General features: G+C 71.8%; 23 protein-coding genes. 12 read left to right on the top strand and 11 right to left on the bottom strand.

Annotated elements, in window-relative coordinates; all coding sequences use genetic code 11:
- Position 1 precedes the first annotated feature (1 nt).
- Genes ABD823_RS03565 through ABD823_RS03550 form a run of 4 tightly spaced genes read right to left on the bottom strand, consistent with a single transcriptional unit; the run spans position 2 to position 3,480 of the window.
- Positions 2-880 carry a hypothetical protein gene (locus ABD823_RS03565; RefSeq protein ID WP_344855829.1) on the bottom strand — a complete coding sequence of 293 codons (879 nt, stop codon included), beginning with the start codon at positions 878-880 and terminating at the stop codon, positions 2-4.
- On the bottom strand, positions 870-1,571 hold the full coding sequence (locus tag ABD823_RS03560) for an HAD family hydrolase (protein ID WP_344855824.1): 702 nt from the start codon (positions 1,569-1,571) through the stop codon (positions 870-872). Before ABD823_RS03560 ends, ABD823_RS03565 begins: the two co-directional genes overlap by 11 nt.
- Positions 1,568-2,383 carry a hypothetical protein gene (locus ABD823_RS03555; protein ID WP_344855822.1) on the bottom strand — a complete coding sequence of 272 codons (816 nt, stop codon included), beginning with the start codon at positions 2,381-2,383 and terminating at the stop codon, positions 1,568-1,570. Before ABD823_RS03555 ends, ABD823_RS03560 begins: the two co-directional genes overlap by 4 nt.
- A gap of 29 nt (positions 2,384-2,412) precedes the next feature.
- On the bottom strand, positions 2,413-3,480 hold the full coding sequence (locus tag ABD823_RS03550; RefSeq protein WP_344855820.1) for a hypothetical protein: 1,068 nt from the start codon (positions 3,478-3,480) through the stop codon (positions 2,413-2,415).
- A 443-nt stretch (positions 3,481-3,923) separates the two neighbouring features.
- Here ABD823_RS03550 and ABD823_RS03545 point away from each other — a divergent pair, with 443 nt between their 5' ends.
- The 5 genes from ABD823_RS03545 (at position 3,924) to ABD823_RS03525 (ending at position 9,266) form a co-directional block, all read left to right on the top strand.
- Entirely contained in the window at positions 3,924-5,312 is a 1,389-nt protein-coding gene (locus tag ABD823_RS03545; RefSeq protein WP_486352079.1) for an NsdA family TPR-like regulatory protein, read from the top strand.
- Positions 5,313-5,343: 31 nt separating this feature from the next.
- On the top strand, positions 5,344-5,820 hold the full coding sequence (locus ABD823_RS03540) for an SAM-dependent methyltransferase (protein ID WP_344855816.1): 477 nt from the start codon (positions 5,344-5,346) through the stop codon (positions 5,818-5,820).
- A gap of 183 nt (positions 5,821-6,003) precedes the next feature.
- The gene (locus ABD823_RS03535; protein WP_344855815.1) at positions 6,004-6,576 is read left to right on the top strand and encodes a GNAT family N-acetyltransferase; all 573 of its coding nucleotides are present in this window, start codon (positions 6,004-6,006) and stop codon (positions 6,574-6,576) included.
- 41 nt (positions 6,577-6,617) lie between these two features.
- Positions 6,618-7,208, top strand: a complete 591-nt coding sequence (locus tag ABD823_RS03530) for a P-loop nucleotide/nucleoside kinase family protein (RefSeq protein WP_344855814.1) — start codon at positions 6,618-6,620, stop codon at positions 7,206-7,208.
- Between the two features lie 1,353 nt (positions 7,209-8,561).
- On the top strand, positions 8,562-9,266 hold the full coding sequence (locus ABD823_RS03525) for an AfsR/SARP family transcriptional regulator (protein ID WP_344855813.1): 705 nt from the start codon (positions 8,562-8,564) through the stop codon (positions 9,264-9,266).
- Positions 9,267-9,311: 45 nt separating this feature from the next.
- Here the strand turns inward: ABD823_RS03525 and ABD823_RS03520 are convergent, their stop codons facing one another.
- On the bottom strand, positions 9,312-9,695 hold the full coding sequence (locus ABD823_RS03520; RefSeq protein ID WP_344855812.1) for a helix-turn-helix domain-containing protein: 384 nt from the start codon (positions 9,693-9,695) through the stop codon (positions 9,312-9,314).
- A 266-nt stretch (positions 9,696-9,961) separates the two neighbouring features.
- Here ABD823_RS03520 and ABD823_RS03515 point away from each other — a divergent pair, with 266 nt between their 5' ends.
- The 7 genes from ABD823_RS03515 to ABD823_RS03485 all read left to right on the top strand — a co-directional run bounded on the left by ABD823_RS03515 (position 9,962) and on the right by ABD823_RS03485 (position 15,878).
- Positions 9,962-10,468 carry an ATP-binding protein gene (locus tag ABD823_RS03515; RefSeq protein WP_344855811.1) on the top strand — a complete coding sequence of 169 codons (507 nt, stop codon included), beginning with the start codon at positions 9,962-9,964 and terminating at the stop codon, positions 10,466-10,468.
- Positions 10,468-10,863 (top strand): hypothetical protein, encoded by a 396-nt coding sequence (locus ABD823_RS03510; RefSeq protein ID WP_344855810.1) that lies wholly within the window; start codon positions 10,468-10,470, stop codon positions 10,861-10,863. The genes ABD823_RS03515 and ABD823_RS03510 overlap by 1 nt, the downstream gene beginning before the upstream one ends.
- A gap of 1,076 nt (positions 10,864-11,939) precedes the next feature.
- A complete protein-coding gene (locus ABD823_RS03505; protein WP_344855809.1) occupies positions 11,940-13,004 on the top strand; it encodes a MarR family transcriptional regulator in 1,065 nt (354 codons plus the stop codon).
- 89 nt (positions 13,005-13,093) lie between these two features.
- The gene (locus tag ABD823_RS03500; RefSeq protein WP_344855807.1) at positions 13,094-14,095 is read left to right on the top strand and encodes a DUF932 domain-containing protein; all 1,002 of its coding nucleotides are present in this window, start codon (positions 13,094-13,096) and stop codon (positions 14,093-14,095) included.
- Between the two features lie 79 nt (positions 14,096-14,174).
- Positions 14,175-14,603: a hypothetical protein gene (locus tag ABD823_RS03495; protein ID WP_344855806.1), complete on the top strand. Its 429-nt coding sequence runs from the start codon at positions 14,175-14,177 to the stop codon at positions 14,601-14,603.
- A complete protein-coding gene (locus tag ABD823_RS03490; protein WP_344855805.1) occupies positions 14,600-14,956 on the top strand; it encodes a ParB/Srx family N-terminal domain-containing protein in 357 nt (118 codons plus the stop codon). The genes ABD823_RS03495 and ABD823_RS03490 overlap by 4 nt, the downstream gene beginning before the upstream one ends.
- 184 nt (positions 14,957-15,140) lie before the next feature.
- Complete coding sequence (locus ABD823_RS03485; RefSeq protein ID WP_344855804.1) at positions 15,141-15,878, top strand: NYN domain-containing protein; 738 nt, start codon at positions 15,141-15,143, stop codon at positions 15,876-15,878.
- 99 nt (positions 15,879-15,977) lie between these two features.
- On the opposite strand, the gene ABD823_RS03480 is transcribed toward ABD823_RS03485, so the two are convergent.
- From ABD823_RS03480 to ABD823_RS03455, 6 genes are read right to left on the bottom strand one after another with little or no spacing between them, the layout of a single operon-like run.
- The gene (locus ABD823_RS03480; RefSeq protein WP_344855803.1) at positions 15,978-16,922 is read right to left on the bottom strand and encodes an NlpC/P60 family protein; all 945 of its coding nucleotides are present in this window, start codon (positions 16,920-16,922) and stop codon (positions 15,978-15,980) included.
- Complete coding sequence (locus ABD823_RS03475) at positions 16,919-17,812, bottom strand: replication-relaxation family protein (RefSeq protein WP_344855802.1); 894 nt, start codon at positions 17,810-17,812, stop codon at positions 16,919-16,921. The genes ABD823_RS03480 and ABD823_RS03475 overlap by 4 nt, the downstream gene beginning before the upstream one ends.
- A gap of 44 nt (positions 17,813-17,856) precedes the next feature.
- The gene (locus ABD823_RS03470; protein ID WP_344855801.1) at positions 17,857-20,307 is read right to left on the bottom strand and encodes a type IV secretory system conjugative DNA transfer family protein; all 2,451 of its coding nucleotides are present in this window, start codon (positions 20,305-20,307) and stop codon (positions 17,857-17,859) included.
- Positions 20,304-22,076 (bottom strand): VirB4 family type IV secretion system protein, encoded by a 1,773-nt coding sequence (locus tag ABD823_RS03465; RefSeq protein ID WP_344855799.1) that lies wholly within the window; start codon positions 22,074-22,076, stop codon positions 20,304-20,306. The genes ABD823_RS03470 and ABD823_RS03465 overlap by 4 nt, the downstream gene beginning before the upstream one ends.
- Positions 22,073-23,020, bottom strand: a complete 948-nt coding sequence (locus ABD823_RS03460; protein ID WP_344855797.1) for a PrgI family protein — start codon at positions 23,018-23,020, stop codon at positions 22,073-22,075. The genes ABD823_RS03465 and ABD823_RS03460 overlap by 4 nt, the downstream gene beginning before the upstream one ends.
- Positions 23,017-23,709, bottom strand: coding sequence for a hypothetical protein (locus ABD823_RS03455; protein ID WP_344855795.1), 693 nt, complete (start codon positions 23,707-23,709; stop codon positions 23,017-23,019). Before ABD823_RS03455 ends, ABD823_RS03460 begins: the two co-directional genes overlap by 4 nt.
- Positions 23,710-23,715: the final 6 nt, after the last annotated feature.

Here is a 23,715-nt window from a genome sequence, read left to right as displayed (position 1 = left end):
GTCAGACCTCCCAGGAGAAGACGACGATCGGTTCGTCCGGGCGTCCGGGCCGTCCCAGCGACTCGAAGACGCGGGGTGCGAGATCACCGGGCACCGTCCGGCACCAGGAGGCGGTCAGCTCCGCGTCGAGCCACGCGTTCAGCCAGGCCGCCGTCTCGGCGTACGCGGCCCGGTAGCGACCGGGGTCGAACGCGGCCAGCTCGTGCATCCCGACCACCGTGCATCCGCCGCGGTGGAGCTCCAGCGCCGGCAATGTGCCGCACTCCTCCGGGGTGCCGAGCAGCCCCAGCACCCCGCCCCGCCGGACCAGCCCGGCGGCCCGCTCAGGCCGACCTGCGGCATCGACGACCAGGCCCGCACCGGCGGCCCTCACCTCATCGACGCACTCCGTTCCCGGCGCCCGACCGATGGGGGCGTTCCGCCGGGATGTCAGCACCCGTACCCGGCGGACGCCCCGCCGCCGGAGCTCCAGCACGCAGCCCAGCGCGACCGGCCCGGACCCGGCCACCACCGCGTCCTCCAGGTCGACGTCATCGGGCAGCCGGGCCAGCCCCAGCGCCGCCATGAGCTGGAACCGGGCCACCGCCGCGACGTGCAGCGGTGTGCCGGGTGGGGCGGTGACCGTTCCCTCAAGCCGCGGATCGAACGGCGCGCCGTGCGGCACCGGCGCCAGGAGCCATCCGCGTCCCTGCTCGCCGCCGACCGTCATGTATCCGCTGTCCCTGGCGGGACCCCTCACCGTGGCGGCGAGGTGGCGTCGTTCCGTGCCGGGGCTGAGCACGCTGAACCTCGCGGGCGTCAGGCTGTCCGGGACCGGTACGGCGGGCAGCAGCCGGGCCCGCCCCGCGACCAGCCGGATCCGTGCTCCGTCACCGAGCATGGAGACCCTCCAGATAGGAGGGGAGCTCGGAGAAGCGCCGGATCACACCGATCGACGGGTCCAGGTCGGCGGGGCGCTCGTCGGCGATCAGGACCGACCGCATGCCGTACGCCGCCGGCGCGACGGCGTCCTTGGCCGGGGTGTCCCCGACGAACAGGATCTCTCCGGCCGGGCGACCGACCGCCTCCACCACCGCCGCGTAGAACGCCGGATGGGGCTTGCGGACGCCGAGCGTGCTCGACAGGACCAGAGCGTCGAAGCAGTCCAGGATCCCGGCCGCGTCGAGGGTGCGGCGGCGCACGCTCTCCGGGCGTCGGCTGTCGCAGGCCAGCACGCACACCAGGCCGGAAGCGTGCAGCTCCCGGAGCGTCCGGGCCGCGCTCGGGTCGATCTCCGCGTCCGGCACCGCGGTGAAGACGGCTTCCTCGGCGGCGTCGAGGTCGGGCAGGGTGGCACCGCATCCCTCGGCGGCCCGGTGCAGCTGCTCGGTGAACGGGGTCTGCCCGCCGCTCTCCTGATCGGTCCGGCGCACCCGCCGGGTGACGGCGTCGAAGGTCTCGGCGAACCCCTCCGGGACGACGGTGCCCGCGAGCTTCCGGAGCGCGGCGGCGACCGTGTGACCGTCCGGGTCGGGACCGGGGCGGGCCAGAGTGCCCCCGAAGTCGAGGGCCAGCGCGTGCACGTCCGTCATGCCGTCACTCCTCTCCTCATCGCGAGCTGCTCGATCCGCTCCGCGATCCCCACAGGTGGGCCCAGCGCCGTGTGGATCGGCATCCGTGCCGCCAGCGTGCGGACCAGCTCCGTGCGCCGCCGTGCGGCGGGGCCGTCCTCCAGCAGCCGCAGGACGGTGTCGGCGCCGTCGAGGACCCGGTCGAGCAGGTGTCCGCTGGCCCGCAGCCACAGGGTCCGCGCGGTGTGCTCGTCCATCTCCTCCGATGCCTCCACGGCCTCGCCGACCTGGACGGACACCGCCGCCAGCACCGGCACCGGCTCTTCCGGCCGGGAAACCCACCGGGGCCCCAGGTCGACCTTCTCGGTGCCCGACGGGACGAGGCCGAGTTCGGGGAACCAGCGGTGGGCCGGCCTCCGCCGTACGAGGAAGGCGGCGGTGCCTCCGAGCACGGTTATCTCTTCGGCGTCCAGCAGCGCGACGTCCCCGGCCAGCACCCGCCAGCCGCGCGCGACCATCGCGACGGCGGTCAGGGTCTTGCCCGCGCCGTGCCCGCCGAGCAGGAGCACCGCGCCGTGGCCGCCCTTGTGGAGCGCCACCGCGTGCAGGCAGAGCGTCCCGTGGCCCAGATGCAGCACGTGCAGGTGCGCGTTGATCAGTCGCCGGCCGTCGCCCGGCCCGAGGCCGTGCGGCAGGGAGAGATCGGCCTGCGCGTCGACCGGTTCGAGCGGAAGGTCCGGGCGGACCCCGGGAAGGTGCGGGGCGATGCGCGGCCAGGAAGCGGCGAGCCCGTCATCGGCGGCCACCCGCAGGAGCCGACCCGCACTGGCCACGGCGAACACCCTCCGGTACGGCGGGGCGTTCATGGAGCCCCCAGCGGGGACAGCAGGTCGGACAGCGCCTCCCAGACCGGGGCGTGAGGCAGGGTCCGCAGATCACCGATCCGCAGGCGGGCGGCGGGCACCCCGCCGAGCAGTTCCCGCGTGACGGAGACGCCACGTCCCGCTGGGCGGGGACCGCCGGTCAGGCCCAGCAGGTCACCGGTGTGCAGCCGCTGGGCGGGGATGTCCAGGGCGGCCGACTCCTCCGCCCGCAGTGAGTCCACGCGCTCGACCGTGGGAGCCTTGCCATCCGCGGTCGGAACGACGGTGACGACGGCACCGAGCGGGACCGGTGACGAGCGCTCGCCGTTCAGCAGAGCGCGGTGGTCGGCCGGGCTGAACACGATCCTGCGTCTCCCGGGCGCTGTCCCCGCCGGACCGGTGACGAGTTCCTCCGGGAGCGAGACCCGCGTCGGCCAGCCCACCACCGTCCGGTCGGGACCGAGCAGTACGAGGTCGTCGGCGAGGAAGGCCGCACCGAGCTCGGTGCAGGCCCGATGGGCGAGCGTCGACTTCCCGCCGCCCTGCCCGGCCAGGAACAGCACCGCCGAGCCGTTCACGGCGACCGCCGACGCGTGCAGCATGCGCCAGCCCGAAGCCAGCATCCGTGAGGCGAAGAACACCCGGACCAGCCAGTCCGCCCAACGGACGCTCGCCTCGTCACCGGCGGGCAGGACGACGCGGGTCGTGCGGCCTGCAGTGTCGGCCTCGATGACGGCGGTGGCCGCATCCGGTCGGTAGGCCCCCATCACCCGCAGACAGCCGTCTCCGGCGGTCACCACGGCGATCCGGGGTCCGCCGTACGGGAAGGCGAGGACGGGCCGGTCCGAGAACACGGCATCGGCATCGTCCGGGGTGGGCGGGTCGGCCTCCTCCGCCATCACCGTCCAGTCCGCTCCCGGCAGGTGCGCCGTCGTCTCGCAGGGCGGCACCATCACGGAGGTCACGTGCTCCAGCAGCTTCCGGCTCTCGGCCACCAGCCGCAGCCGGAACCCGCCCAGGAGCAGATCGACGTCGGACTCCATCCACGACTTCCGGAGGGCGCTCATCCGGCCGCCCTCCGGCCGGCCGGTGACTCCGAGCGGGGGCCGCCGCGCCTGCGGCGATCATCGCGGCCGGTGGACCTGCGGCCCGTCATGAAGGTGGGAGAGACGGGCCGCAGGGGTCTGTCAGGGATCGGGTCCTGCTCGACCGTCCTCCCGGGCCGCGGTTGCGGCGTCGCCGTACCGGCGTTCATCGCACGCTCCTTCCGGTTCGTTCGGCAGGTGCTTGAAGCGAACCGCAGCCGGGGCGCGCCGAACATGGGATTCCCGCTCCCGCGGTGGTCAAAGTGATCAAAGATCGTTTCGGTTCGAGCGCCTGTCAGGAACGGCTCCGACCATTCGCAGTGGAAATGCCGATGCCGGCGACTACGGTGATCTGAGGCGGCCATACCGCGGACACGGTTCGGCCGAAGTGGTCAAAGATTCGCCTGGCATGCGGAGGGACCGTCATGGCGCGCGAACGGAATGAGCGACTCGCCGCACTTCTGGAAGAAGCGGGCTGGTCACGGGCACAGGCGGCGAGCGCGTTCACCCGCGTCGCCCAGGAGAGCGGCCTGCTCGATTACGTGTGCATCGGCCGTTCTCACATCAGCATGTGGGTGGCGGGGACGAAACCGTCCGGCGCGGCGCCCGTAATCTTGTGCCAGGCACTGTCCCGTCGCTTGAAACGTGTCGTCACACCGGACGAGCTCGGATTCGCAGTTCCCACCGCACCGGCGCAGGAGGCGCTGGAATGGCGCGTCGACCCTCTGATCGCGTTGACCGACCTGGGGAGAACGGACTTGGACGCAGACCGGAGAAATCTTCTGTCGGGTGCGGTGTACTCGGTGGCCGCTCTCGCGCTGCCCGGCAGGGAGTGGTGGGAGACGATGGCCGGCGGGTCTCCCGCACCGGCGCCGGTGAAGCACCAGCGCGTGGGGCGCGGTGACGTGACCACCGTTCAGGAGCTCACCGCCGCCTTCTCCCGGGTCGACCAGCGGCGCGGCGGCGGCCACGGCCGGAAGGCACTGGTGCAGTACCTCCAGTCCGACGTCGCGGGTTTCCTCCAGGGCACGTTCCCCGACGAGCAGGTACGGCGCGACATGTTCTCCGCGGCCGGGGAGCTGGCTTACCTGGCGGGCTGGATGGCGTTCGACAACAGCGAGCACGCCCTCGCCCAGCGGTACTTCGTCCTGGCCGTGAAGTTGGCCGCCCGCGCCGGGAACCCGCCGCTGGCCGGTCACATCCTGCGGGCCATGGCGCACCAGGCCATCGACCTCGGGTTCGCCGGACAGGGTCTCGACCTGTCGACGGCCTCGATGGAGGGACGGCGCTACGCGTCGGCCACGCCCCGGGAGCGGGCTCTGCTCGGCGTCGTCCACGCCCGGGCGCTGGCCGCGAACGGCAGGAAGCAGGAGGCGGCCAAGGCCCTGCTGAAGGCCGAGGACGATCTCGCATCGGCGAGCGACGGGATCGAGGAACCCCACCGCACGTTCTTCTTCTCGGAGGCCTCGTTGGCTCACGAGACCGCCTGCACCCTGAGGGACTGCGGCGACCGGCAGGGCGCCATCGAGCAGTTCAGGCGCAGCGTGCGGACCCGGGGCGCCGCCTTCCGCCGCACGCACGTCGTGACGCTCGGATATATGGGAGCCACGCAGATCGCCGACGGCGGCGTGGAGGAGGCCTGCGCCACCTGGAGCGGTGTCCTGGACACGATGCAGGAGGGCATCCACTCGGGGCGGGCACGGCAGACGGTCGTCGACATGCGCAACCTGCTCTCCCCCTACCGGCGCCGGAAGATACCGGCCGTCGCCGAGTTGGACGCGCGAGCCGCCGCCTACCTGGCCCACGTAGATTGATCTCGACACGACGGAGGGATGAGGGAAGCCCATGGCAGAGTCGCTGGAGATCAAGCCCATCGGCGTCGTCGTCGGCGGGCGCACCGAGCCCACCGACGACCACTGGAGCGGGACAGCGGTCATCCGGCTGAACCCGGACTTCCCCGCCGAGGTCGTCCAGGGCCTGGAGGAGTTCTCCCACCTGGTGGTGGTCTGGCACTTCCACAAGGCCTCACCCGACGACGTCGCCCTGCACGCCCGGAGTCCGCGGAACGACCCCCGGTGGCCGGCCACCGGCACGTTCGTGCACCGCAACCACCGCCGGCCGAACCAGCTCGCGCAGTCCTTCCCCCGGCTGCTGAAGGTCGACGGCCTGGACCTGCACGTGACCGACCTGGACGCGATCGACGGCACCCCGATCTACGACCTGGCGCCGTACTTCAGGGAGATGGGACCCCGCGGCGACGTGCGCGAGCCCGCCTGGCCGGGCGAGATGCTCAAGGACTACTGGGGCGACCCGCAAGCTTGAGCGCAGATCAGCAGCGGGACCCGGACTCCGAGGTCTTGAAACGCGATGAGCACACGATTCTGATCTTCATCTCCTTCATCCCGGAATCGCAGCTCAGAGCAGCTGAACCCTGCAGCAGATCGAGGCGTACGGGCAGATGCCGGCCGGTGCCGCGCTTCCCCGCGGTCGCTAGCCTCACCATCCATGTATCCCGTCACGCTCGCCTCCCCCCGCCTCGCCCTGCGTGAGTTCACGCCGGACAACGTGGACGCGCTCACCGCCGTCTACGGCGACCCGAAGGTCGTCGAGCACATGAGCTTCGAGCCGCGCAGCCGCGAGCAGGTCCAGGCCACCATCGCCGCCGTGACGGAAGCCGCCCAGGCCGTACCGCGGACCGAGTACTCCCTCGCCGCGGTACGGCCCGGCGGAGGCCTGATCGCGTTCGCCCGCCTGGCCGTCGACACCCAGCACCCGGGCCAGAGCAGCGGGCAGATCGGATTCGCGCTCCGCGCGGATCAGTGGGGACAGGGCCTCGGTACGGAGGTCGTCCGGCTGCTGCTGCGTTTGGCGTTCGACGAGCTCGACCTGTATCGGGTCTGGGGTGCGCGCAGCCCGCTCAACGAGGCGTCGGCTCGGGTGATGAGCCGGGCAGGAATGGTCGAGGAGGGGCGCATCCGCGGGCACCTCCTGGTCCGGGGCCGGTGGCGGGACTCGATCGTGCACTCGATCCTGGTGCCGGAATGGCGCGAGACGGAAGCGGCTCCTCGGCGCCGATGACACCGCATCGCCGTCGTACGGCTTGAGCATTGAGGACGTCCATGGCTACTGGCGATAGTCCGGGGATTCCGGTGCTGACCGTGGTCAGCGGCCCTCCGGGATCGGGGAAGACCACCCTGGCCCGTGAGCTGGCGCGCACGCTCGGGTTCCCGTTGGTCTGCCGTGACGAGATGAAGCAGGGGATGGTGCACCGCACCCCGGCGGACGAGCCGGGCGGTGAGGATCTGCTCAACCGGCGGACGCTGGCGGCGTTCTTCGCCGTCCTGGAGACCCTGCTGAGGGCCGGGGTGAGCGTGATCGCCGAGGCCGCCTTCCAGGACCGGCTGTGGCGTCCAGGGCTGGAACCGCTGGCCGGGCTGGCGGAGATCCGGGTGATCCGCTGCACGGTCGATGCCGCCGTCGCTCATGAGCGGATCGCCCGGCGCGCCGAGACCGACGCCCACCGGGCCGCGCACGCCGACCACGACCTGCTGGCGGCGATCGCTGCGGGCGCGTACTCGGCGGACTCCTTCGTCGGGATCTCCCTGCCGGTGCCGGCACTGACGGTGGACACCGGGACGGCGCAGGGCTATGACCCGGCTCTCGGCGACATCGCCGCTTTTGCTGCGGGAAGAGTTGACAATACTGTCTGATCCCGTTTCACGGGAAATGTCGCCATGGGCTGCAGGGAAAATCTGGGGCGTATATAGCCGATCGGCGCGCTCTGGTGAGCATTCGTAGCTGGGATGTGTGAATTATTCCAAGACCCTGCTTTGATGATGCATCTCCGTATGGTCCCGCCCTGTAATCGTGATCCATTGTAAAACCTTGGTTGCTTGGAGTCCGTGAAGATAATCGCGTCCGGGTAGACCGATGAGGCGCGCCGTGCGCGTCGGTATCGGCGTTTCCGGAGGTGGCGAGTGGGTGTAGGACGGGTTCTTCCGTCGGAAAAAGGATTTAAGCTTTTCTTGCTCTCGTTCGTGGCGGCTGGCGTCGGGATTCCTCCCCTGGGCGGGGAGGCCGTGGCGGAGGTCAGGGAGCCGTACTGTCCGCAGCTTTCCCAGCAGGCACGCGAGACCTACGACGTCGAAGCGTGGTGCGCCGCGGTCAGGAGAGACCTCGAGAACGGCCAGGTATCCGACTACATGGGGCGGCTTGAGGAGTTCCGGCGCCGCCCAGTTGCAGGGACTTCGACCAGGCCGAGGAGCGCGCCGGTGGCTCAGGTGAGGCCATCGGCGGCCGGCGTCGGAGATTCCGGAGACCAGCGTCCTCGGAGAGCTGTGAGCATCGCGGGCCCAGGGACGGAGACGACGCGGGACAGGAGGGGAAGGAAACCGACCGGAGAGTGGCTGCCCGTAGGCGAAGCCGGGTCTCCGGATACGCCCCGAACGGAGATCGATAGAGAACGGGACGCCAAGAAGCCTGGTGCCGCATCCCCGGGAAATCCATCTCCTGCGGTTCCGAGGGGGACCGCTCCGGCACCACCACGAGGCCTGGACCCCCACTCGCCTCCGACCGCTCTGGGTGATGCCCCACCCCGACCGCAGCGCCTGTTCGAGTCCGTTCCGCGGCCCTCTCCGAAGGTGGCGCTGGATGATGCCTCCCCGGCGGCCCCGCTCGGTGCGGCGACCCTGTTCGGCGCCATGGTCATGGTGCTCAGCGCGCTGCTCGTCCGCCGCTTCCGCACCCTCTCCGCTGCGAGCGGGGCGACCGCTCTCTCCACCGGCGTGGAGACACCCGGGCCAGGAGCCCTTACAGGTGATGATCGGCTGGGTGAGAGAGCCTCTCTCAGGGAGGTGATTCCGCCTGCCCCGAGGAAACCGGCGGACGATACGGCACCGCCGTCGACAGGCGTGACCGGTGCCGCCCCTGAGCCTGCTGGGAAGCCTCAGCCTCCAGCGAACCCTTCCGAGAGCGCGGAGGATGCGCCTCCTGCACCTGAGATCGCGGAACCTCGGCCGGTCGTCTCCTCGACGGCCGCCCGCATCGTGGGTCAACTGTTCGGTGTGACGCACCTGAGGGTGGACGGCAAGGAGATCTCCTTCGGCCGCTCCGAGGGACGGGATCTGTTCGCGTTGCTCGCGGCGTTCAAGGACGGCGAGCTATCGGAGACCGTGGTGGAGCGGCTCTGGCCGGACGAGGGGGAACGCGGGAACCGCCGCCTGGAGACAGGTGTGCGCGACATCAACGCCACCCTGCGGCACGCGATGGGGATGTCCACCGACGTGAGGTTCGTGGTGAAGACCGGGCGACGGCGTCACCTGCCCGCGGCCTACTTCGACATCGACCTGTGGCGCTTCGAGGAGGCCCGCCTCCAGGCAGGCATCGAGGCCGATGACAACGTCCGGATGCGGGCGCTGCGGGAGATGGTGACCCTGTACAAGGGACCGCTGCTCGTCGACCGCGATGACCTGTGGTGCCTGCCGCTGCGTCAGGCCGCCGCCACCCAGGCGATGAACGCGGTGTTGAGCCTGGCCGAGATGGAACACCGGGCAGCCCCGGAGCGCGCGCTGGACCTGCTGAACCACGGTGTCGACCAGATCGACCCGTACAGCGAGGTCCTGTGGTGCCAGATCATGACCATCCACGGTGAGCTCGGCCGCCTGGCCGCCGTCCACAGGACGTTTCAGCAGTTCACCGAGCGGCTCAAGGAGATCGATGCCCAGCCGAGCCGGCAGGCCCGGCAGACCTACCAGAGCATCATCGGATGACGGATATCGAGGTCCTGGCCGTAGGCGGCCAGGACCTCGATCGCGCTATGCGGGCAAGCCGGCCGGGTCATGCCTGCCGCGGTCTGTGTGCGTCTCGTCGGCCAGGAGCCGGTCCGAGGTGGTGCCGTAGATCCGCGCCAACCGCTGAAGCGTCCGCGCCGAAGGGCGCCGTCCCCCACCAGGCCAGAGCTCGTAGTCGTACAGCCTGCTCTCGCGCAGTGACGCCGTACCCGAGGGGTCCAGGTCGTTGAAGACCGCGACCACCTGGGCGGCGGTGAGCCCGGCCGCGTAGCGGTAGAGCCGCAGAGAGCTCACCTCGTGGTCGAGCGAGAGCACGACGGCGATCTGGTCGACGGTGAAGCCGTGAGCGCGCAGCAGGAAGCCGCGGCGCCGGCAGTCGAGCAGTGTCTGGTAACCCTTCCCCGACATCGTCACTCCGTCCTTTCGATGTCCGCGCTGGTCAGCGGCGGGCGGATCGTATGCCGCCTTCCGGAGGCGATCGAGTCTGCGCGGGGTGATCGATCCGCCCGCGATGGGGGAGCGGTTGGCCGGGTGACGCGCGTCCGTGCAGGCCGTACGGGGTGGTCGCAGGGGTGGTCGGCGGGGCGGGTGGTGGGGGTTCGATCCGGACACCGAGTCGATTCATGGTGCTGGCCCCTCCCGGAACCCCGGGACGACATGGAGGTGGCCACACCATGGACGAGCACGGCAGCGCGGATGCCGACGCGTTCCCCGAACCCCGACCCGCTCTGATCACCAGGTCGCGCCTGTGGCGCGGCTTCGGCCCGCTGCTGTGGCGTAAACGCTTCCCCGGTCGGGGCGACCAGGCGGCGTCGGCCCGGCGGCTGGTACGGCTCCTGCTGGACGACACCGACCGGGCCGACGACGCCGAGTGGATCACAGCCGAACTCGTCAGCAACGCCCTGCTGCACACCCTCTCCGGCCAGCAGGGCGGCCACTTCGTGGTGGAGGTCCAGCGCGGTATGCGCTCGGCCCGCATCACCGTCTACGACCTCGGCGGGAACGGCGTCCCGGTCTTCGACCGCGGGCCACGGGAGGAGGGCCTCCGTGAGAGCGGGCGCGGGCTGCACGGGGTGGCGGAGCTGGCGGACAAGGCGGGCGTGCACGGTGACCCGGTCGTCGGGCACGCGGTCTGGGCACGGCTCGCCCTGCGCCCCCAGGACGCGCCGAGGAGCGCCTGATGGGCGGCCACGGCGGCTACGAAGGCTCGGTGCTGGCCTACCGCCTCGAAGAATCAGCCCGCCAGGAACTGCAGCGGCTGCGCCGCGACTACCCCAACTGGGGCTTCCTGGTCCTGAGCCACGTCTGGGTCGCGGTCCGCGGGCAGAACATCGTGATCGTGGCCCCTACGCCCCAGGATCTGCGCGCCGCGTTGCCACCCGCTCCGGCCGATCCGCCGGTGGCGCTTCCGCTGGCCACGACGCGCCCGATGGCGGCCGTTCAGGGCCGGGCTGGGGTGCTGCCCGCCGAGCCGACCCGGACGGGGACGTGGGCCGTTACGGGGCGCGCGTCAGCGCTGACGCGCCTGGGGCGGTCGCTGCGGCGCTGGTGCCGACGGCTGTCCGGGCGGGCTTGACAGCCCGTATGAAGCGGAGTGTCCATCGTCACGGGCAGGGTGTGGTCCCGCTGCGAAGGGAGACGGCGGGACCACACCCGGTCGAGTACGGCGGGAGCCGGGCGGCGATCCGGCCTCGGACGCTGAGGCGACCGGCCTGGGGACGTCGCCCCGGCTGGGCCGCCCTGCCTTCCTCGCGTTCCGTGTCGCGCTCGGCGTTGCGTTTTGCTGTGGCGTTCGGTGGCGCTGCTTAGACCGCATCGACGGGAAAGTGAGGCTCTTGCAGGTCGGGCCGGTTTCGTCCGATGCGTTCCGCGGCCCGACTCGCCCCAAGGGCGAGGCGTGAATATGTGCGGGCCCGTACGGATGCAGGCTCATGCTCCCTGCGGCGGTGTCTGTCCTACGCGGTCTTCTCCATGCTGATCGGTTCCTGCCGTGCGCTCTCCTTTCACTCCCAGGCTCCGCCGGCCTCTGAAGGGGAACCGCTGAGCAGAACCCTGTTCGGCTCGGCTTGCACACGGATCGCTGCCCGCCGAGACGCGGCGCGCCGAGCGGCGGCCGAGGCGGTCAAGGACGCGGCTGTGGTCATGACGGGCGAGCCGGTGGAGCAGCGCGGGGGCGCAGCCGTACGGCTCCCGCCGTGCCGCCTGTAGCGGCGGGCCCCGGGTTCCGTCTGGCTGGCCTGCTGGCCCGGCTCGTCAGGCACCCCGCTGAACCTTCCGGAAGCGCGCGGTGCCGCCAGGCCGGATTCACCCGCCCGGCGGATGTGCTCGGCTGTCCTTCTCGCATCGGGACAAGCCCGCTGGTCGTTCTTCTTCGCCTCAAGCTGCCCTCATATATAAGAGGCGGCCTCCTTTCGTGTGAATAACGGAAGAGCTTGTTTGGCGTCTGAAGTCAAGCCGCACGGCGAGCATTATCGGAGAAGAATCGCCGCAGCTCATGAGAGGTCTTGCTAGGTAAGCCTCTCCATCCGAAGGAGTAATGAAAAAAATTCCGCGACCGCTTGAAAAGGCCGCGCACCAGAGACATGGTCGAGCTCCAACGAAATCCGGACCGGCGAACAACCGCCGGAACCCAACGGGAAAGGAGCCCTACCAATGGCCGCAATCATCACCCCGGAAACCGCCGCTGACGCCCCGCAGACCCTCGACCCGGACGCTGACCCCACCTCCGCCCCCAACGCCCGCGTCGAGGCCCTGTGGGCCGCTCTGACGGCCAACCCCGGCGGAACCGCCATCATGATCGGCGCCATGGCCGGGATGAGCCGCGCCGCCGCCTCCAAGATCCTCAACCAGCTCGAGGTCGAGGGCCGGGCCACCCGCGTCCCCGGCGGTCACGACGGGCGCGGCCGGACGCCGGACCGCTGGCACCCCGTCATCACCGACACGCCCGGCCCGGACAGCGGCACCGACGCCGGAGAGCCCGAAGAGGAGCACAACCCCGAGCCGCTCGCAGCCTCCGTTCCGCACGAGGACGCCCCGGCCGAGACGCCCGGTGACGAGCAGGCGGCCTCTGTCGAGGAGTCCGCGCCGGACCTGGAGGAGTCGGTCGTCTCGGCAGAGGCCGACGAGACCGGCCCGGATCCGGAGCCGACCGGTGACGACGAGGCCGAGCCCGAGATCGGGGATGAGCTCGAGACCGGGGACGAGCCGGAGGAGCACACCGACCACGACGTTTCGGAGGCCACGGAAGAGCCCGACCAGCCGGAGGACCCGGCCCGTTCCCAGGCCCGCGCCGAGCTGCTCGAACTCTCCGACCTCCTCCTCGGCACGGTCAACGCGATGGACACCGGCGAGGCCATCCTGGCGCTGGGACGGCTGGAGATGTTCATCGCCAAGAGCGCCCAGGCACACCGCAACGCCCGCGCGGTGCTGACCGGTACCACCCCCGCCCCCGGCCGCAGCAGCGGCGGCAGCCGCAGCGCCTCGGGCGGGGCGACGGTCCGGCCCGGCCAGCTCCGCGACCGGATCCTGGCCCACCTGACCGCCCACCCCGACAAGGACTTCACCCCCTACGAGATCGGCCGGGTCCTGGAGAGCTCCTCCGGCGCGGTGGCCAACGCCCTCGACCGGCTCGTCAACCTCGGCCAGGCCGAGCTGACCTGCGAGCGCCCCCGCCGGTTCGCGGCCACGGCCGAGGCCGCCTCCCAGGCGGCCAGCTGATCCCGGCGGGCGGGCCGCCACGCGGCCCGCCCCACTCCCGACCCATCCCGCTCCTGTCCGTATTCACCACGCCCAAGGAGGCATCTGTCATGGCTCACGAGATTGAGATCTTCGCTGACGGCTCCGCCGGATTCGCCGCCGCGACCAGGCCCGGCTGGCACCGGCTCGGCTACACCGCCCCCGGCCCGATGACCGCCGAGGAGCTCCTGTCCAACGCCCGGCTCGCCGGATGGAACGTCCGCAAGGTGCCGGTCGGCACGGTCACCGACCCCGACACCGGCCAGCCCGTCACCGCCGACGAGGACTTCCTGATCGTCCGGACCAACCCCGTCACCGGATCCCCGGAACGGCTCGGCATGGTCGGCAAGGACTACAAGATCGTCCAGAACGAGGAGGTCGCCGACTTCCTGCAGACCCTCGTCGACGAGTCCGGAGCCGTCTTCGACACCGGCGGTTCGCTGAACGGCGGACGCCGCGTCTTCGTCACCATGAAGCTCCCCGAGCCGCTCATGGTCGGCGGGTTCGACCGGGTCGACCTGTACCTGGCGGCCTTCTCCCGGCACGACGGCTGGGGCTCCTTCACCACGGTCGCCACCCCGGTCCGGGTCGTGTGCGCCAACACCGAGCGCGCCGCGCTGCGCGACTTCGCCTCCATGTTCAAGGTCCGCCACACCGGCCACATCGCCGGGCGGATCAGCGAGGCCCGCGAAGCCCTGAAACTCACCTGGCGGCACGGCGAGGCCTTCGCCGCTGAAGCCGAGAAGCTCCTGTCCACCCCGATGGATCTCAAGGAGTTCCGCGAGTTCACCGGGGTGCTCCTGCCGCTGGCCCCGGACGCCAAGGACCTCACCCGCAAGAACCACGAGACGGCGATGCGCGAGCTGGAGTGGCTGTTCACCGACGCCCCCACCAACGAGCCCATCCGGGGCACCCGTTGGGCCGCCTACAACGCCGTCACCGAGCGGCTGGATCACCGCAGCCCGGTGGTCGGCCGCCGCGAGGCCGCCGTCGTACGGGCCGAGCGGGCCCTGCTGGACGACCACGCCCACAGCAAGCTCAAGGCCCGCGCGTTCTACCTGCTCGCCGCCTGACCACCCGCCCGTGTCCGGTACGGCCCGCGCGCCGGGCCGAACCGGACCCCACCCCCGTCGAATCTGGAAGGAGAACGCCATGGGACAGCTGGAGAAGCTGGCCACCGACCACCACAGCCGCGCCGCCGAGGAGTGGGGCGAGGCGGTCGGCAGAATCGCCTACGTCGCCGACGAGGGCGCGGACTTCACCGCCGAGGAGTTCGCCCGTGCCTCCGTCGCCCAGCACGCCTACGGCTGGTGGCAGCAGGTCATGGACCTGATCAACGGCGAGGAGGTCGACGGCGCCGAGGCGATCATGCGCACCCGGCACCGGGCCGAGCAGCACCTGATCCAGGCCGGGCCGGTCTGCTACGGCGACCTGTTCCACCAGGCCATGGCCCAGGCCAGGCGGCAGGCCGCCCAGCGGTTCCTCACCGCCACGCAGCGGCTCGCCGACGCGCTCACCGGTCCCGCCGCCCGCGCCGGGGACGGGACCGGCCACGCCACGGTCGAGGGAGCGGCCCGATGAACGGCAGCGCCGAGATGTTCCACCTGCTCGCCTGGAGGTGGAACGTCACCACCGCCAAGGCGTACGCGGCAGGCCGTACCCCCAACACCCACCTCAACCCCGCCAGCTGGTCCGGGCTGCTCGCCCTGATCGTCATCGACGCCGAGCACGCCCGGACGGTCGACCTGACCGAGCCGCTGATCGCGGTCCCGGTGCCCGACGGAGGCGGCCCGCTGGTCATCGACGGCTGGCACCGCATCCACAAGGCGCTGGCGACCGGAGTCGAGCGCCTGCCGGTCATCTTCCTCACCGCCGAGGAAGAGCTGGCGTGCCGCGTCCACGGCGGAGAGAAGGGCCACGGCTGGCACTGCTGACGAGGCCCACGGCGATTGGTGTCCCGCCGCTCATACTGCGGCGGGACACCAATCGTCGTGGTCGTATCCGCAGTGGACAGGACTTCCTTGGCCGTGACATTGACGATGACTGCCGTTGAGCTCCAAACCCTGTCATGTCACGGTGGCAAGAGTGCACATTGGACATCGCCGGACGGAGGCCTTGGTGGATCAGGTAGCGTTGTTCATCGACTTTGAGAACCTGGCTGTGGGTGCGAAGGAAAACCTGCCTCCGCAGGCTGATCCTGTGCCCTTCCATGCGCTTGAACTACTGTGCCGCAAGTATGGAAACACTTCCGTGCGCCGAGCTTACGCAGACTGGACTTCTCTTCGTTCTTCAGGCCGGCAGCAGGACCTCGCCCTCAACGGAATCGACCTCATCCAGGTAACTCGCTTCGGCGCCAATCAGAAGAACGCCGCTGACATGCGGATCGCCGTTGACGCGATGGAAGTCCTGTTCACGCGGGCGGAGATCGCCAGCTTCGTCTTGGTCACCGGAGACAGTGACTACGCTCCGCTGGTGATGCGACTGCGTGAGTACGGGAAGTATGTGGTCGGAGTGGGAACCCAGGCATCGGCCAGTCAGCGGTTGGTCGCGGTCTGCTCGGAGTACAAGTACTGGGGAACCCTTGTTGCGGAAGTGGACCCCGAGGTTCGTAAGATCGTTGGCAAGAGGTTCCACATCGCGGATGCCGAACAGTGGGTTCGAGCCGCGCTCGAAGAGCGTCCCGACGGGAGCGCGCCCGGTGCATGGCTTAAACAGAGAATGCGTACGCTGAGCCCTTCATTCGATGAGCGTAACTACGGCTGCCAAACCTTCCGTGAGTTCCTTGAGCGTCTTCCCCATCTCGTCCGAATCGAGCTTGTTCAAGCATCTGATATGCAGGTGGTTCTTCTTCGCTAGGTGAGTACAGCGGCTTGTGCTCGTGTTCATGAGCGGTGCCCTTCGCTCTGAAGGGCAGTCGACCAGGTCAACTGTCCGAATGGAGACGTGTTGTCTTGCTCAGCGGGAGGAGCTTTCTCCTGCAAGGTGGGCGGGCCGAGTGAAGCCGACCAGGTCGGGCCGTTGATACGGGGCGACCTTCACGACGTCGCCGGTGCGGGGTGCGTGGATCATCCGGCCGCCGCCGATCACGATGCCCACGTGGCCCGGCCCGCCCGCCTCCATCCGGAAGAAGACCAGATCCCCGGGCTGCTCCTGGCCGGGCGGGACGGGCGGCCCGTGCCGCCACTGGTCGGCGGCCACGCGGGGGACGGTGATCCCGGCGGCCTGGTAGGCGCGCATGGTCAGCCCAGAGCAGTCGAACGAGGCGGGCCCCTCGGCTCCCCAGATGTACGGCTTGCCGAGCTGGGCCTGGGCGTAGGCGATGACGGCGGCGGCCCGCTCGCCGGGGATGACCGCGACGCAGGAACCGGTGAGGGCGTCGACGGCCCGCTGGGCGAGCGGTTCCCACCGGGCATAAGTGCCGGGGAAGGCCGACCGCTGCACGGCCTGCGCGGCGCGGGCCAGGGGGAGCCGTTCCCAGTCGGGCACGGTGACGAGGCGCTCGTAGAACCGGCGGGCCGCGTAGGCGGGGTCGAGGATCTGCTCGCGCGTTCCCCATCCCTGGGAGGGGCGCTGCTGGAACAGGCCGAGGGAGTCCAGGTGCCCGTGGGCGACGTTGCGGAGGCCGGACTCCTGCATGGCGGTGGCGACCGCGATCACGGCGGCGCGGGCAGGGAGCCCCAGCTGCACGCCGGTCTGGACGATGACGGCGGCGTTCCCGCTCTGCTCGCCGTCGAGGCCCGCGACTGGGCCGCCCTCCCGCGTGCCGCCGCCGCTCGGTATCGCCAGCAGGCACCCGAAGGCCCCGGGGACGGCGGAGCCGGTGAGAACGCTCACGGCTGCTGCGATGAAGGCGGCGAACAGGCAGAGCAGGAGGGCGGCGCCGGCCGCGGCGGACTTCACCTCCCGTCGTCTCCGGCGGGTTCGGAGGCGGCGCCGAGGATCAGATCGGGCCAGGCGTCGGCGAGCTGGGCCAGCCGCAGCCGGGGACTGGGTGAGCCGACCGGCAGCCAGACCGGCCCGGCGGGGCCGTCGCCGACGGTGGTGTGCACGGCGGTGGCGACCGGCACGTCCGTCTCGCCGATGAGCTCGCGCAGGTGGCTCTCGCGGGCGCGGCCGGGCAGCCACAGCAGTACAGGCGTGGTGATGCGGGTGGCCTCGGCCAGGTCGGCGTAGCCGTTCAGCTTGGCGGCGACCCTGGCCAGCGGCTCGCTGCCGGTGTCGTGTTCGAGGAAGAAGTCGATCTCGCGGCCGTTCTCGGCCCAGCGGCCGTAGGCGTCGGGCCGGGCCAGGTCTCCCCAGAGCTGGGCGCAGCGGCGCTCGGGCCACCACGCGCGGACCTCGGCGGAGCCCTCGGATCTGCGGGCGTAGTGGTGGAGGTCGGCGAAGAAGTCGTTGACGCCGATCTGGTGGCCGAGCTTCTTCGACACCGAGACGGCCATGGCCACGTCGGGGTGGTAGCCGAGCTGGCTGACAGTGACGCCCTCCTTGGCCGCGAGGAGGGCGGCTCCGGCGCGGCCGAGGATCCAGTGGGCGGGGGCCGAGCCGCCGCCGTAGGCGGTCCAGGGCCGGAAGCGGGTCACGGTGTGCAACCGGTGCAGGATCGCCAGGCGGCGCCGGGTGGGCTGGGGCAGGGTGAAGAAGATCTTCTGGATCTGGTGGGTGGTCAGCACGCGGTGCTGGTGCAGGCAGCCGAGGATGTCGTAGTCGCGCGGGGTGAGGCGCGCGGCCAGCTCTACCAGCGCGTCGGCGTCGAGGCGGGGCAGCCCGAGCGGGATGCGGGTCACCGGCATGAGTCATCTCCTTGGTGATCGAGGCGGTGCGGTGGCTGGCCGGTTCACCGGCCGAGGTGGGTGGCGCGCGGGTCGTGCCCGGCGGCTCTGCGCCTGCGTTTGCGCTCCGCCCCGCCGGTCGGGGCCGGTACGGCGAACCGTTCGCGGGACGCCTGCCGTACGGCCTGCTCCCGTCCGGGGACCACGGGAGGCAACGGGCGGGTCCGCAGAGTGAAGGCCGGGGCCTGCCGACCGGCGACGACCAGCCGGGCGGCGGCCTGGAACGCCCCGAGGTGGATGAGGTCGTGCGGGGCGATCAGCGGTGCGGTGTGGGCCTTGAGGTCACCGGCGTCCTTCGGCGAGGCCGCGAAGTAGATCTTGTTGCGGGCGTCGGCGGAAAGCGCCTCGCGCAGGTCGGCGGGGAGCTGGTCCAGGTGCTGGTGGGCCAGGACCAGCGAGAGCCGGTAGCCCCGTGCCTCGGCGAGCACGTCGTTGATGTGGCCGGGCAGGTTGAGGAAGTTGTGGCACTCGTCGATATAGAGCGCGGCATCGGATCGCTTGGCCTCGGCGAGGCGGGCGCGGCTGGTGGCGGCCTGCCAGGTGTGGGCGAGCAGGACCGAGCCGAAAAGGCGGGCGGCGTCGTCGCCGAGGATGCCCTTGGGCAGGCGCGCGAGCACCAGGCCGCCGTCGTTGAGCAACTGGCCGACGGGCACGGTCGTGCTCGGGTTGGCCAGAGCGTGCCGGATGAACGGGCGGAGCAGGACGGCGCGCAGCTTGTTCATCACCGGCCCGATCACGGTCGCCTGCCCCGCCGGGGTGAGCGCCTGGTACGACTCCCAGAAGCCGGCCAGCAGCTCATCGTCCAGCCGCGCGGTGATCCGGGCGCGGTAGGCCGAGTCGGTCAGCAGCCGGGGCACCTCGGCCAGCGTCGCCCGCTGCCCGAGCACCTTGGTCAGCGTCAGGCAGGTGGAGCGGAGCAGGTCGTCGACCCGCGGCCCCCAGGCCGAGGAGAAGCAGCGGTGGAAGATGGTGACGATCGAGTCGACCGCGAAGGCCGGGTCGGGTCCGGCCAGCACGTTGATCGCCGGAGGCCGGGCGACGTCCTGCGGGTCGAAGACAACCGTCCGGCCGATCGCCGCGCTCGGCAGCCGCGCCAGCACGTCGGTGACCAGGTCGCCCTTGGGGTCGATGACGAGCGCTCCCCGGCCCGCCTCGGCGTCGGCGAGCACCAGGTTGGCCAGCAGGGTGGATTTGCCGACGCCGGTTCCGCCCAGCACGTGCACGTGGTGACGGGCGTCGGCGACCGGCATCGCCACCGGCCGCGCAGGGCCGCTGTCGGCGTCCCCCAGGACCCGTACCGGCCCGGCGGCCGACCCGCGCGGCACGGCCGGTGAGGGCGCGACAGGGCGGGCTCCGGCGCGGGTGATGCCGGGGGCGTCGGCGTCCCAGGGCAGATGGGCGAGCGCGGCCAGCTCGCCCGCCGACAGCAGGTGACCCGCGTCCAGCCGCCGGGAGGCCAGCACCTTCGCGGGGTGCAGCAGGCGGCGCCGGCGCAGGTACTGGTGGCCGGAGGAGAACAGGGCGAAGGCTCCGGCCAGGGTGTGCGCCTGCCCGCGCAGCCATCCAGAGACGGGGCGAGCCGTGGCGGTGGAGGCGACCGCGTAGCGGACGGCCACCTGGTAGCGGGGCTGGCTGGCTTTGGCCAGGATGGCGCGGACCTGCTCGGCCCGCTCGGGGAACATCCGCGCCAGCTCGCCGGGGCGGTCGTGGCCGGACATCGGGGCGAGCTCGTCCAGGACCTGCCCGATGGGGCTGGCGGTCCTCGCGCCGCGCAGGGCCGCCGCCGCGCGGTGCGCCCGCCGCAGACGCCGCCCGGTGGCGGGTCGGGCGAGGACTTGCACCAGCGCCTGCTCACCGGTGCGCAGGCCGCTCATGGCGGTCAGCAGCGAGCGCACCGGGTCGGCGTGGTGGTCGGTCTTGAGCGGGAGGTGCTCGCTGCGGCTAAGTACCAACCGGCCACCGGCCACTCTGGCTTCTTCCGGGAGAGGCGAGGTCGCCGGTCCGGTGGTGAGGGTGGCACCGGGCCACGCGGCCTCGACGGCCTTCTCCACCATGCCGGGCGGGACGCCGCCGGGCACCCACAAACGGATGCGGACGCCGGACTCGTCCCCGGCGTACTCCCAGACCAGGTGCGGCTGTCCGGCGGCCAGGCGCTTCCAGGCCGGGCGGAGCAGACCGGCGAGCTGGTTCCAGAACACCAGCGCACCCTTGGGGTCGGCCTGCGGCGGAGACGAGATCTCCACCAGCCGCGCCCCCGGCTCCAGCCTCGCGTGCCGGAACCGCCCCACCAGGCGGCGGGCCGCAGCCAGCACCGAGATTCCGGCGACGGCGGCGGCCCCAGCCTGCCAGCCGTACGCAAGCAGGAACTCCGGCAGCCGTGCCGGAAGCTCCCGCAGGAAACCGAGAACGGCCTCGACGTCCCGGCCGTCGAGATCGCACAGCAGGCCCGGGCTCACAGCGGATCGCCCTCCTCGTCGTCGAACAGGGTGAACGTCGCCTCGGCCGGTTCCAGATGGACCAGCTCGGCCGGGTCGCTGGTGATGAGCGCGGACTCGGCGTCGGAGGCGACGACCTGGAAGGCGACCCGGCTGGCCGACCCGGCGACCATGAGCGCCTCGCCCCGCTCCGCGGTGAGCAGGAACTGCCGCTCGCCCTCCGACAGGCCGAAGGCGTCCCCGACCGCGCCGATCGCCTGCGGCGCCTGCCGGAGCAGGATCTGGCTGGCGGCGTTGGCCACGATGGCCTGCCCGAGATCGGAGCCGAGCAGATCGGCGGCATCCTGGGTGACGACGGCGAGCCCGGCCCAGTGCTTGCGGGCGGCCTTGGCCATCCGGAACAGGAACCTCGCACCCTCGGCCTCGCGCATGAGCAGCCACGCCTCGTCCACCACGACGAGGCGCTTCCTGCGGTCGCGGGGGTTGGCCACCCGCCGCCAGATCGCGTCCAGCGCCAGCAGCGTGCCGACCGACTTGACCTCGTCCGGCAGGTCCCGCAGGGAGAAGACGATCAGATGTCCGGACGGGGCCGTGGTGGTCGGCCCGTCGAACAGCTCCCGGTAGGAGCCGGTCACGTACGGCGCGAGCTGCGCGGCCAGCTCCGCCCCCGACGTGCTGACGGCGAGCTGGGCGACGAGGTCGGCCAGCAGCGGTGCGGGGCTGGTCCAGCTCTTCGGATCGCGGGTGATGCCCGCGCAGGCGTAGGCGGCCAGCACCGCCGCATCCAGCGCCGCCCGCGCCTGCGCGGACAGCGGCTGGCCGACCATCGTGGCGACGAGGGTCTGCAGGAACATGGCCCGCCGGGCGAGCACGTCGTCGTGCGGGCCGCCCCGGGCGGGCAGGTCGAGCGGGTTCCACCGCACCCCGGCCGCGCCCAGCCGCAGGTGGGTGCCGCCGACCGCGCGGGCCAGGCGGGCGTACTCGTCCTCGGGGTCCACGACCGCGACCTCGACGCCCTGGTACAGCAGTCGCAGCGTCTCCAGCTTGGTGAAGAAGCTCTTGCCGGCGCCGGAGCGGGCCAGCACGACGGAGTTGTGGTTGTCCTGCGCGAAGCGGTCCCACAGCACCACGCCCGAGCCGCTCATGCCGTACAGCACCGTCGTGTCCCCGGCCGGGGCGGCCAGGTCGGGGGAGGTGAACGGGAAGGCGGCGGCCAGCGCGGTGGTGTCGAAGCTGCGCCGCAGCCGCAGGGCGTCGGTGGCCAGCGGCAGGGACGTGACCCAGCCCTGCAGCGCGCGGAAGGTCGTCGGCTGGGCGTCCAGCAGCAGGGAGGCTGCCAGCGCCTGGATCCGCTCGACCTCGGCCTCCAGCTCCTGCTCGGTGGCGGCGTGGACGGTGAGGTACAGGCCGACCGTGAACAGGCGGCCGTGGCCCCGGGCGAGGCTGGCGGCCAGGTCGGTCGCGTCGTCGGCGGCGGCCTCGGTGGCGAAGTCGGCCAGCCGCCCGTGCTCGGCGTCGGAGCGGCTGGCCGACTCCAGGCGGGCGAGCTGGCGGCGCAGCCGCATCGCCGCCACCGCCTGCGGGATCGGCTCGACGTGCAGGGAGACGTCCAGGCGGCCCGGGTAGGTCAGCAGCGGCTCCAGCCAGCCCGCGCCCACCTCCCGCGGGTAACCGGTCACCGCGAAGGAGGCGGCGACGCCACCAGGGAAGGCGAGGGTCCGCGCGCCGACGCGCAGTGCACCGGGGTGGGCCATCGTGCTCAGGGCCGGTGGTGTTCGGCGGAGTTTCACTGGTTCTCCTTGAAAGTGATCAGCTCGTCGGGCAGGGCGACCGGGGCCGGATGCCAGCTCCCGGGATCGAGGCACTCGGTCAGCACCTGGCCTGCGGCAGCGGCGTCCAGCACGGTCGCGGTGACGCCGAGCGTGGCCAGCGCCCGCTCCGCCTCGGCGGCACGGCGCAGCACCACCGCGGCCGAGGCGTCCCGGGAAGGCCTGCGCTGTCCCCGTGCCGCAGGCGGGTCCCGCAGGACGACGAGGACCTGGCGGCCCAGCAGGTCCCGCGAGGCGTTCAAGCGGGACAGGAACGCCAGATGCTCGGCGGCGGCCTGCTCCAGCGCCGGGTGCGGCAGCTCCGGTGCCCGCCGCTCGACCGCCTCGATCAGGCCGGTCAGGTCCACCGGCCGGGCGCGAATGAGGATCTGCGCGGGTGCGTCCAGGGAGTTGAGCCACCGGCCGAACGCCCCCACCAGCGCGGCCTGCTCCGCGGCCGTGCGCAGGTGGAAGGAGAGGGTGGAGGTCTCCACCAGCACCGCCGTACCGCCGTCGGCCAGCTCCAGCGCCCCGTCGGTGCGGATGGCTCGGACCGGCAGCCGCAGCGGAGCGGGGAGCTTCCCGCGCAGGCGGCACCAGCGCGGCGGGACCGGGACTCCCTCGGGCGCGGCTACCAGGTCCTTGCGCGAGCGTAGGAACACCAGGGAGGCCAAGATGAACCGGTCCAGGGTGAGCCCGTCCCGGCGGCCCAGGGCGATCACCGCCCCGAGCGCCAGCAGCGGCAGCAGCACCGCCGCGAGCACCAGGACCGGCAGCACCTGGTGGAAGGCGTAGTAGACGGCGGAGGCGAGCGCACCGGTGACGGCCAGGACGACGATCTGTCGCAGTGTCAGGCCGTAGGCGAGCTTGTCGGGCCGGGCGACGTCGGCGGGAATCCGGGTGATCAGCGGCTCGGCGTCGTTCATCGCTTATCCCTTCTCGGCATCCGGCGGGGCGGGGGATCGAGCCGCAGGTGCAGCTGTCGGGGCCGGGACGGGCGGGTCGGCATCCCCGGCAACCGGTCCTGCATGTACGGCGGGCGCGGGCGGATCCACGGTCCGGTCGGCGGCGGGACCGGTGCGGGCACCGGGGCGCGCGGGACCCGGGTCACCGGGAACGGCAGGGCGATCTGGCGTCCCCGCCGGTCGGGAAGGCCGAGCGGGAGCTGGAGTTGCTGGGGCCAGGGCGGCCAGAAACTCGTGGACGGCCGTGACGGGTTCGGGGGAGCGGTCGAGCTGGACGGGGTCATCGTCGGGTTTCCTCCGGAAGCGTGCGGCCCACCAGGGGAAGGCCGCGGAGAAGGAGAGGGCGGAGAGGAGGGGCGCGGGCCGGTGCCCTTCGGGCCGCGCCCGGGAGCTCCGCCGCCTGCGGGACCACCGCCACCGCGCCGAGGAGGCCGGCCGCGCCCGGCGGATGCGAGCTGCCGCGAGGACGCCGCGCCGGAAGCGGCTCTGGTCTTGCGGAGCGCGCCGCCGACCGCGCCGAGGGTCTTGTAGACGACCACGGCCTTGACCAGCCGCATCAGCAGCTGCGGCCTGGCCTGCTGCCAGACGCTGCGCGCCACCCAACCGGGAATCTTGATCAGCACGTACAGCAGGCCGATCAGGATCAGCACGTCGAG

This window comes from Planomonospora alba, assembly GCF_039534085.1.
Taxonomy (GTDB): domain Bacteria; phylum Actinomycetota; class Actinomycetes; order Streptosporangiales; family Streptosporangiaceae; genus Planomonospora_B; species Planomonospora_B alba.
This window is presented reverse-complemented; position numbering and strand designations above follow the sequence as displayed.